The sequence below is a fragment of the Frankia sp. CeTa3Moorea genome, assembly GCF_978021225.1.
Map to the genome: position 1 here is coordinate 5,245 of NZ_CDXDOR010000123.1, position 10,387 is coordinate 15,631.

A 10,387-nucleotide genomic window follows, 5' to 3' on the forward strand; every position below is an offset into this window, starting at 1 on the left:
AGGCAGCCGGCCGCATCGACTACCATGCGACCCCCGAGATCACACTGACCCCCGAGACCACGCCGAGGCCCGAGACCGCGGACCCGGCCGAACCCACCGCGGCCGAACCCACGGCAGCCGAATCCGACCGCCCGGCGCCGGAATCCGGCTTCAGGACGCCGGAATAACCGGCACGAGCAGCCGCAGGGCACCGGGGCGCACGACAATCTCCGCTGGCAGCGACGCCAGCGGATCGCCGTCGGCGTAGACGGCGAAGGGCCGGTCGGCCTCGACGCGCACCCGCCGGGCCCGCAGCACCCGCACGTGCCGGGTGTCGACGTGATGCCCGGAGAACACCCGCGGGAACAGCGCCAGGAACGTCAGGCGGGAGGTCCGCGAGATCAGCAGGACGTCCAGCAGTCCGTCGGCGATGTCCGCCCCCGGGGCGAACCGCATCCCGCCGCCGTAATACGCCGAGTTCGCCGCCGCGACCGTCCACCCGACCAGGTCCCGAGGTGCGAGGTCGTCCACCGTCACCGTGAAGCGCGCCGGGCGCCAGGCAGCCAGCGCCCGCAGCGCCGCGTAGGTGTAGACCTGCTGGCCGCGCAGGAACCGGGTCCGGTTGGCGATCACCTGGACGTCGGAGTCGTAGCCGACGCTCGCGATCCCGAGAAACGGCCGGCCGCCGACCTCGGGCAGGTCGACCCGGCGTTCCCGGGCGTGCGCGAGCCCGGCCGCGACGCGGCACGGGTCGCGGGGCAGGCCGAGACCACGCACGAAGTCGTTGCCGCGCCCGCCGGGGAGCACCGCGAGCACGCCGCCGCAGCGGGCCACCCCCCCTGCCACCGCGCCGGCTAGGCCGTCGCCCCCGAGCGCGACCACGACCCGGCCCTGGGCGGTGGCCGCCGCCGCGAGATCGTCCGCATGGGCGAGGTCGCGGGTCGGGGTGACCCGGACGTCCCGTGCCCAGCGCGCGAGCTCGGCGCGGACGCCGTCAAGCATCCGCATCGCCCGCCCGTGACCCGCGCTCGGGTTGACGATCACGGCCAGCCGGTTACGGTCGACCTCGGCGGGTTCGACCCGGACCGGCTGCGGCGCCACCGTACCGAGGCTTCCCCAGGAGGATGTGCGGGAGGCAGCGGCGTCCGTCATGGTGAGCGAGCTTACGGGCGGGTGCACCAGGTCCCCCAGCGGCCGGGGTTCCGGGGCCGGGGTTCCGTGACCATGGCGGCTCACCGCCCGGGCAGCGGCCCCGCGGACAGATGCTGGCTCGAGGCGCCGAAGAACGACCGCTCGCCGAGCTGCGGATCGTCGCGCAGGTCCCGCAGCACGAGGTGTTCCAGCAGGAGCAGGGCCGCGTCGGCCGGCCAGAGCACCAGCCACAGCCACACCCCCCGGGCCTCCCCGACGAACGCCGCCCGATCGGGGGGTACGACCAGCGGCCACAACGCCGTGGGATGCCCGGCGGCCTCGACCTTCGCCTCCGGTACGCCGGGCAGCGGTTCGGGATCGGGACCGCTGATGCCCGCGAGCCGGGCGCCGAGTCCCACCCGAGGCGCCTCGGCGACAAGCACCATCTCGGCCGGCCCGCCCAACGGGGAGGGCCCGGCGGCGGCGACTGCCGTAGCACGCGGCCCGGTACGCTCGTCACCGGCCCAGCCGACACCGCTGACGTACCAGTGGACCGGCATCGGCTGCGGCAACCAGACCGGGACCGTCGAGGTCCTCGACAGCGCGTGGAGCGCCTGTTCCCGCGACGACACCGCAGTGCGGTAGGGACTCACCTCCCCGTGATCGTCACACCGCCACTGGCTGCTCCACAGATCGGGTGGACGCAGCGGTCCGAGACAGCGCGGGCAGGCCGCAGCAATGGTCACCGGGCGCCTCCTGGCGTAGGTGGAGATGTCGCCGAACATCGGCACTCCGGCACCGGTATGCCCTCGGCTTTCCACCCGCAATCGCCCCACCAGGTTTCCACCCGCAATCGCCCCACCTGGGCAGATGTGCCGAACAGCCGGGTGCGCCACCCCTCCGTCACCCTCCAGCCCTCCGTCACGCCTCCGGGCGGGCCGGGAAGGGAGGCTGACGGCGCGCCGCGAGCTCCGCGAACGCCTCGTCGAGGAGATCGAGGCCGGCCAGCAGCAACGACTCCTCAATCACCAGCGGTGGCAGCAGCCGGAGCACGTTGCCCCAGGTGCCCGCGGTGAGCACGATCAGGCCGCGACGATGGCAGGCCGCGGCCGCGGCGGCGGTGAGAACCTTGTCCGGGCTGTCGTCGCCGGCGCCCCGGACCAGCTCCAGGGCGACCATCGCGCCCCGCCCCCGGACGTCCCCGACGAAGTCGTACCGCTCGCGCAACGCGTGCAGGCGGGGCAGGGCGATCTCGCCGATCCGGCGGGCCCGGCCGGCCAGGCCCACGGACTCGATGAGGTCGATCGCGGCGAGAGCCGCAGCGCAGGCCGCCGGATTCCCCCCGTAGGTGCCGCCGAGCCCGCCGGCCTGGGGGGCATCCATGATCTCCGGACGGCCGGTGACGGCCGCGAGCGGCAAGCCGCCGGCGATGCCCTTGGCGGTGGCGATGAGATCCGGGACGACACCTTCATGCTCGCAGGCGAACATCGTCCCGGTCCGGGCGAACCCGGTCTGCACCTCGTCCGCCACGAACACGATCCCCGAAGCCGTACAGAACTCGGCGAGGCGGGGCAGGAACCCGGTCCCGGGGACGATGAAACCGCCCTCCCCCTGGATCGGCTCGATGACCATCGCGGCGACGGACGCGGCTCCGATCTCGTCCCGCACGAGCTCGATCACCCGCTCGGCGGCCTCCTCCCCGCAGCGGTCGGGACCGGTCGGCCAGCGGTAGGGATACGCCAGCGGCATCCGGTAGACCTCGGGCGCGAACGGCCCGAACCCGCTCTTGTAGGGCATCGACTTCGCGGTCATCGCCATCGTCAGGTTCGTCCGGCCATGGTAGGCGTGCTCAAAGACGACGACCGCGTCCCGGCCGGTCGCACTACGCGCGATCTTGACGGCGTTCTCGACGGCCTCCGCTCCGGAGTTGAACAATACCGAGCGCTTCTCGTGGGTACCCGGCGTCAGCCGGTTCAGCGCCTCGCAGACGGCGATATAGCCCTCGTACGGCGTCACCATGAAGCAGGTGTGGGTGAACCGGCCAATCTGCTCGCGCACGGCCTCGACGACCTCGTCCGCGGCGTTGCCGACGCTGACCACCGCGATCCCCGAACCGAAGTCGATGAGCGAGTTGCCGTCCACGTCGACCACGACCCCGCCGCCCGCCGCGTGCGCGTAGACCGGGAGGGTCTCACCGACCCCCCGGGCCACGGCGCCGGCGCGGCGCGCGGCGAGTGCCCGGGACCGCGGGCCGGGGATCTCGGTGTACAGACGCAGCTCCTGGGGCAGCCGCGGGCCGCCGGTGGCGGGCAGGCCGGTTCCGGTCGCCGCCTGGTTAGGAATGGTCATCGTCGGCTCCTACCTGATCGTCTGCCTGCGCACATACCCTGTCCACGGCCACGGCCACGGCCACGGCCACGGCCACCCGCGCCGCGGCCCTGGCCTGGCCTGGCCTGGCCTGGCCTGGCCATCGTCCCCCGCCGCCGGGATCCGGTCGGTGGTCCTCGGGCGGGACCGGGCGCGCCGCCGGCACCCCGCCCGCACGGGCGCCTAGAATGAGCTCGATGGTGATGACGACGGCAGGCGGCCCGACGCCAGGCGGCCCGATGGCCGCCCGCGCCGACCGGTCATCCGCGCGATGAGCGAGCCGACGCCGTTCTGGCTGGCAGGCAAGCCGGCCACCGGGCCGGCGGCGACCACCGTCCGGCACCCGTTCGACGGCGCGGAGGTCGCTGTCGTCGCGCAGCCGGACCCCGACCAGGTTGAGACGGCCGTGGCCGCCGCGGCGGCGGTCGCGCCAGCGTTCGCGGCGCTGCCGGCCCACGTCCGCGCCGGCGCGCTCGCCGCCGTGTCGAAGGAGATCGCCCGTCGGGGCGACGAACTGGCCCGTCTCATCACCGCGGAGAGCGGTAAGCCGCTGACCTGGTCGCGTGCCGAGGTGGCCCGGGCGAGCTCCACCTTCCGCTGGGGGGCGGAGGAGGCCCGGCGCTTCGCCGGGGAGCTGACCAGGCTGGACACCGATCCCACCGGGGAGGGACGGCTCGCGCTCACCCGGCGTTTCCCCCGCGGGCCCGTGCTGGGCATCACCCCCTTCAACTTCCCGCTCAACCTGGTCGCCCACAAGGTGGCGCCAGCGCTGGCGGTCGGCGCGCCGATCATCGTGAAGCCGGCCCCGCGCACGCCGCTGTCGGCGCTGTTCCTCGGCGACCTGCTCGCCGACGCCGGCTTGCCCGAGGGGTCGTGGTCGGTCCTCCCGATCCCCAACGACCGCCTCGGCCCGCTCATCGCAGACCCTCGGCTGCCTGTGGTGTCCTTCACCGGTTCCGGCCCGGTGGGCTGGTCCATCCGCGACGCGGTCCCCCGCAAGCACGTGGTCCTCGAACTCGGCGGGAACGCGGCGGTGCTGGTCGCCGCCGACTACGCGGCTCCCGCCGACCTGGCCCGGGCCGCCGGCCGCATCGCCCTGTTCGCCAACTACCAGGCCGGCCAGTCGTGCATCGCCGTGCAGCGGGTCTACGCAGACCGCACGATCATCGACGAGCTGCTCGCCGAGATCGTCGCCGCCGTGCGGGCGCTGCACGACGGGGATCCGGCCGACCCGGCCACCGACGTGGGGCCGCTGATCGACGTCGCGGCGGCGGAACGGGTCGAAGCGTGGATCATCGAGGCCGTCGAGGCGGGGGCGACACTCGTCTGCGGCGGGACGCGCCACGGCACGAGTCTCAGCCCGGCCGTACTGACCGACGTTCCGCTCACCGCCAAGGTGGTAGGCGAGGAGGTCTTCGGCCCAGTGATCGTCGTGGCGGCGGTCGACGGCGTCAACGAGGGCTTCGCCCGGATCAACGACAGCGCCTACGGCCTGCAGGCCGGGGTGTTCACCCACGACCTGGCCACCGCGTTCCGCGCCCACCGGGAGCTCCAGGTCGGGGGGGTCGTCATCGGCGACGTCCCGTCGTACCGGGCCGACCAGATGCCCTACGGTGGGACGAAGGGTTCCGGCATCGGGCGGGAGGGGGTCCGCTCGGCCATGACCGACCTCACCGAGGAGCGGGTGCTGGTCCTGACCGATCTGGACCTGTAGGCCTCACCTCCCGCCCGCCGCCACCGCCTGCCGCCCACATCATCGCCCCGCGGCGAAAAGCTGCCACTATGAAGCATTATGGAGCGGGTGGCCATCGACCTGCACACCCATTCGACCGCCTCGGACGGCCTGGAGTCACCGGAGAACCTCGTCCGGCTCGCGGCCGGGCAGGGCCTGTCGGTCCTCGCGCTCACCGACCACGACACCATCGCGGGCATCGGCCGCGCGGCCGCGGCCCTGCCGGCCGGGCTGACCCTGGTGCCGGGCACCGAGATCTCCTGCCAGGTCGAGGTAGCAGGTGCCTGGGTATCCCTGCACGTGCTGGCCTACCTGTTCGACCCGGCCGAGCCGGCGTTCGCGGCAGCCCGGGCCCGGGTGCGAGAACATCGCGCCACCCGGGCCCGTCGGATGGTCGACCGGCTCACCGCGGACGGGCATCCGGTGCGCTGGGAACGGGTCTTGGAGCTGGCGGCCGGCACGGTGGGCCGGCCCCACATCGCCGCGGTCATGGTCGAGACCGGGCTGATCCCCGAGGTGGCGGCCGCGTTCAGCAACCGGTGGATCGGCGCGGGCGGACCGTACTGGGTGGGCAAGGAGCAGCCGGACGTCTGGGAGGCGCTTCGCCTCATCCACGGCGCCGGCGGGGTGAGCGTGTTCGCGCACCCGTTCGCGAGCAGGCGCGGCGTCACGGTCGGTCCCGAGGTGATCGAGGCGATGGCGAAGGCGGGCCTGACCGGCCTCGAGGTCGATCACCCCGATCACCTACCCGTCGAGCGGCGCCGGCTACGTGGCCTCGCTGCCGAGCTCTCGCTGGTGGCGACCGGTTCCAGTGACTTCCACGGCGCCAGCAAGCCTCAGGGGCTCGGGGCCGAGACCACCTCCCGGGAGGCCTACGAGGCGTTGGTCTCCGCCGCGCGGGGGGCGGTCCCGATCACCGCGTCCGGATGACCGGCCACGGTGCCGGCGGGGGTGCCGGCTGGGGTGCCGGCGGGGGTGCCGGCTGGGGTACCGGCCGGGGTGCGGTTGCCGGCGGGCCGTGGCGCCGGCAGGCCGTGGCCACTCAGGCGTCCGCGCCGCACCCCCGGCCGTGGCCACCCGGCCTCGGCGGGCTCAGCCGGCCCAGCAGCTCGGCGAGCAGGTCCTGCTCGGTTCGGCTGAAGTGGGAGAGCACGTGCCGGGCGACCCCCTTGAGGTGGGTGCCCGAGGCCGCCCGCAACCGGTCGAGCCCCTGCGGGGTGAGGGTGGCGAGCGTGCCGCGGGCATCCGATGGGCAGGACCGCCGGGCGACCAGTCCCTCCCGTTCCAGCCGGTCGACCAACCGGGTGAGACCGCTGCGGGAGAGCAGCACCGCCTGGGCGAGTTCGCTCATCCGCAACTCGCCGTTCGGGGCCTCGGCGAGCTGGACCAGCACGTCGTACGAGGCCAGGGGAAGCCGGTGAGCCGCCTCGAGCTCGGCCTCGAGGACCCGGGTCACGTGGGCATGGGAGTGCAGCAGCTCACGCCAGGCCCGCATCCCATGTTCGTCGACCCAGTCCTCGCCGGTCTCGGAGCTGGCGCCGAACATCTCTTCGACTGCCATCGCGTCCTCCCGCCCCCACACGATCAGCCTACGTCGCGGCCCGCCCGCAAAACCGTCCCAAGCAGCCGCCTCCGTCACCGGGACACATACCAGGCACATACCAGGACACAATCACCCCTGGTCATGGCGATGGGCACGCTCCGCACCCGTCGTGAAGCCGACAGGGCGGGGCACGCTCCCCGGTCCGCCGAACACGGCAGACGGGAATTGTGAGCCGGCACCGTCACGTCCCCCGCGGGCTATCGTGGACCCACAGGCGGCCCGGCGGGCCGCACCTGATACCAACCTGTGACTGAGGTTTCCCTTGTCCCTATCCCGGCCTTCCCCCGACGCGGTCCAGTCGGCTCTGGCGACGGTGCACGATCCCGAGATCGGTCGTCCCATCACCGAGCTGGACATGGTCTCGTCGGTTCGCGTGCTCGACGACGGCTCGGTCGACGTCGGGGTCCTGCTCACCGTGTCCGGCTGCCCCATGCGCGACGAGATCATCAATCGGGTCAGTCGAGCCGTCAGCGCGGTCAAGGGCGTCCGCGAGGTCCGCGTCGATCTGCAGGTCATGTCGGACGAGCAACGCGGTGCCCTGCACGCGAAACTGCGGGGGGGCAACGCCCCCAAGGCGATTCCCTTCGCCCAACCGGGCTCGACCACCAGGGTCTACGGCGTCGCCAGCGGCAAGGGCGGCGTCGGCAAGTCCTCGATCACCGTGAACCTGGCCGCCGCGATGGCCCGTTCGGGCCTGTCGGTCGGTGTGCTCGATGCCGACATCTACGGGCACTCCGTGCCCCGCATGCTGGGCATCGACCGCCCGCCCACCCAGGTCGAAAAGATGATCATGCCGCCCCAGGCGCACGGGGTGCGAGTCATCTCCACCGGGATGTTCACGCGTGGCAACCAGCCGGTGACCTGGCGCGGACCGATGCTGCACCGTGCCCTGGAGCAGTTCCTGTCGGACGTCTTCTGGGGTGACCTGGACGTCCTTCTCCTGGACCTGCCGCCCGGCACCGGTGACATCGCCATCTCTCTGGCCCAGCTGGTGCCGTCCTCCGAACTGCTGCTGGTCACGACCCCGCAGCTGGCGGCCACCGAGGTCGCCGAGCGGGCCGGGACCATCGCCGTGCAGACCCGGCAGAACGTGGTCGGGGTCGTCGAGAACATGGCGTGGCTGCCCTGCCCGCACTGCGGCGAGCGGGTCGACGTGTTCGGCTCCGGCGGCGGGGCGGCGGTGGCCGAGCGGCTGACCAGGGTGCTCGGTCATGACGTACCGCTGCTGGCCCAGATCCCGGTAGACGTCCGGCTCCGGGAAGGCGCCGACAACGGCGTGCCACTGGTCATCGGCGAGCCGGACAGCGAGGCGGGCAAGGCCCTGGACGCGGTGGCAGGCCGGCTCACCTACCGCTCCCGTGGGCTCGCCGGACGCAGCCTCAACCTCACGCCGGTGGGGCGCTGAACACCTACGATCGGCCGTCCGTCCCGGTTCGCGCAGCCTGATCGACGCGAGCCCGGCCCCGGCTGATCCCGCCCCGGGGCGGGTCCTCGAGCCGACGGCGGCGCCGAACCTCAGGTGGCGTCGGGTCGGCTCAGGTGGCGTCCGAGTCGAAGGGCACCTCTGTCGCCGGGCCGTCGCTCCGTGCCGGCTGCGCCGGCACGCCCCGGGCGGCGGAGGCCTTGCTCGGCGAGACCTTCGACAGCATAGGAGACACCGGACCGGGCGGCGCCGCCGGGACCGCGGCCTCGGCGCCGGGACGAGCCGGGTCCTTGGCCGCGGGATCTCTCGGCAGCGAGGACTTGGTCAGTGACGGCACCGCGGGCGGATCGTCACCGAGGAGCAGCGAGTCGAGCGAGGTCCGCTTGGTGAGGTATGGCGGCAGAACCGGATCGTCCTCGAACAGGTGCTTGCGGACGAAGGTCTTGGGATGCAGATCCCGGATATCCAGATCGGCGAATTCCGGGCCCAGCTCGGACCTGAGATCGTTACGCATGCCGTTGGCCATCTGGCGCAGCTGACGCAGCACGCGTCCCGCGTCCCTGGCGGCCTTGGGCAACCTGTCCGGGCCGAAGACGAACAGCCCGATCAGGAGCAAGACGACGACTTCACCCCACCCGACACCGTTGAACACGCGCTGAGCGTACCTCTCCCGGTGTTACGGGCAAGGAGCTCGCGGGCAACGAAAAGATGCCTGCAGCTCAGCGCTGTTGTTCCTGCAGTGTCAGCTGGATGGTCGCGGTGGCCCCGGCGCGTTCGTAGGCGACCGGTACCCGGTCACCTACCCGGTGGAGCCGGGCGGCGACGATGAGGTCATTCATCCCGCTGATGACCCTGGTGCCCACCCGCGTGATGATGTCGCCGACGCGCAGCCCGGCGCGCTCGGCGGGGCCACCGGGCGCCAGGTTGACGATGCGGGCACCCGGCGTGGTTCCCGTGGCCTTCGCCTGGCCGGCGGTGACGGTCGCAGCCGACACCCCGAGGTACGGGTGGGTCGCCCGGCCGGTCGAGATGATCTCCTGAGCGACCGAGCGGGCGAAGTCGATCGGGATGGCGAACCCCACGCCGATGCTGCCGCTCTGGCTCTGGGACTCATGGCCGGGCACCGCGGCGATCGCGGTATTGATCCCCACTATCTGGCCGAGGCCGTCGAGCAGCGGACCACCGGAGTTGCCCGGATTGATCGCCGCGTCGATCTGGATCGCCCCGATGAGCACCGTGGGGTCGGTGCCGCTCTCGGCCGGGACCATGGGATTGCGGTCGAGCGCGCTGACAACGCCGGTCGTCACGGTGCCGGCGAGGCCGAACGGCGCCCCGATGGCAACCACCGGCGCTCCCACGACCAGCGAGCCGGACTGGCCGAGCGCCGCCGCCGGCAGGGGTTGCGGGGCCGGGATGCGCAGGACGGCGAGGTCAGTCTTGGGATCCCGCCCGACCAGGTCGGCCTGGACCTGGCCGAACTCCTGGTAGCGGCGCACGGAGATCGGAGTTCTGGCGGCGACCGCGGGCGCCACGACGTGGTTGTTCGTCAGGATGTACCCCTCCGGGCTGATGATCACCCCGGAGCCGGTGCCCGCGGCATCGCCGGCCCCCCCGCCACCGGCGTCGATCGTCACCACACTGGGCAGAGCCGTCGCGGCGATCGACGCGACCGACCTGCGGTCGGAGCTGGGCGCGGCGGTACCGACCTGCAGGGCCGCCGACGCCTGCCGGTCGCTGCCGCGCTCGGTCATCGAGACGAGCAGCGCACCGATCCCCCCGCCCAGCAGACCCGCGACCAGGATGCTCGCGAGGAGGACCCGGTGACCGAGAACGACCGGGCGACCGGGCGCGACCAGGCGCCCCCGCGGCGCGGGACGGCCGGTCAGGACGCCGGCGAACGGCGCGGCGACCGCCGTGCCGTTCGAGCCGCCGCCGGAGTCCGCGGGCAGCGGATACGGCGTCGAGGTCGGCGACCACGCCCGCGGGGAGCCCGTCGCAGCGGGTAGTGGGGCCGGCGGCTGCGTGCCGAAGCCACGCACCGCGGTCACTGTCGGCAAGTCTCTCGACGGCTCCCGCGGGTTCCCGTCAGCCGGAGCGCGCCCGCGGTCGGTCGCGGCGGCGGCCGGGTCGGAGCCCGCCCGCGCGCCCGGCG

General features: G+C 73.3%; 9 protein-coding genes. 3 read left to right on the forward strand and 6 right to left on the reverse strand.

All coding sequences use genetic code 11. The features are described 5' to 3' along the window. Positions 1-150: 150 nt before the first annotated feature. From AC08OV_RS18545 to gabT, 3 genes are all read right to left on the reverse strand, one after another. The gene (locus AC08OV_RS18545) at positions 151-1,131 is read right to left on the reverse strand and encodes a diacylglycerol/lipid kinase family protein (protein WP_476615420.1); all 981 of its coding nucleotides are present in this window, start codon (positions 1,129-1,131) and stop codon (positions 151-153) included. Between the two features lie 80 nt (positions 1,132-1,211). Continuing rightward, the gene (locus tag AC08OV_RS18550; protein WP_476615421.1) at positions 1,212-1,856 is read right to left on the reverse strand and encodes a DUF6758 family protein; all 645 of its coding nucleotides are present in this window, start codon (positions 1,854-1,856) and stop codon (positions 1,212-1,214) included. Between the two features lie 175 nt (positions 1,857-2,031). Continuing rightward, positions 2,032-3,459, reverse strand: coding sequence for a 4-aminobutyrate--2-oxoglutarate transaminase (gabT, locus tag AC08OV_RS18555; protein WP_476615422.1), 1,428 nt, complete (start codon positions 3,457-3,459; stop codon positions 2,032-2,034). Positions 3,460-3,748: 289 nt separating this feature from the next. Between gabT and AC08OV_RS18560 the strand changes: the two genes are divergently transcribed. After that, positions 3,749-5,191, forward strand: a complete 1,443-nt coding sequence (locus AC08OV_RS18560) for an aldehyde dehydrogenase family protein (protein WP_462203433.1) — start codon at positions 3,749-3,751, stop codon at positions 5,189-5,191. 78 nt (positions 5,192-5,269) lie between these two features. Next, on the forward strand, positions 5,270-6,139 hold the full coding sequence (locus tag AC08OV_RS18565) for a PHP domain-containing protein (protein WP_476620026.1): 870 nt from the start codon (positions 5,270-5,272) through the stop codon (positions 6,137-6,139). A 112-nt stretch (positions 6,140-6,251) separates the two neighbouring features. On the opposite strand, the gene AC08OV_RS18570 is transcribed toward AC08OV_RS18565, so the two are convergent. Further along, entirely contained in the window at positions 6,252-6,770 is a 519-nt protein-coding gene (locus AC08OV_RS18570; RefSeq protein ID WP_476615915.1) for a MarR family winged helix-turn-helix transcriptional regulator, read from the reverse strand. Positions 6,771-7,074: 304 nt separating this feature from the next. On the opposite strand from AC08OV_RS18570, the gene AC08OV_RS18575 reads away from it, so the two are divergent. Then, positions 7,075-8,217, forward strand: a complete 1,143-nt coding sequence (locus AC08OV_RS18575) for an Mrp/NBP35 family ATP-binding protein (RefSeq protein ID WP_462203872.1) — start codon at positions 7,075-7,077, stop codon at positions 8,215-8,217. Positions 8,218-8,347: 130 nt separating this feature from the next. Here AC08OV_RS18575 and tatB read toward each other — a convergent pair whose 3' ends face one another. Further along, positions 8,348-8,887 (reverse strand): Sec-independent protein translocase protein TatB, encoded by a 540-nt coding sequence (gene tatB, locus AC08OV_RS18580; RefSeq protein WP_476593515.1) that lies wholly within the window; start codon positions 8,885-8,887, stop codon positions 8,348-8,350. 67 nt (positions 8,888-8,954) lie between these two features. Continuing rightward, on the reverse strand, positions 8,955-10,387 hold a 1,433-nt coding region (locus AC08OV_RS18585), incomplete at its 5' end, for a S1C family serine protease (protein WP_476620027.1).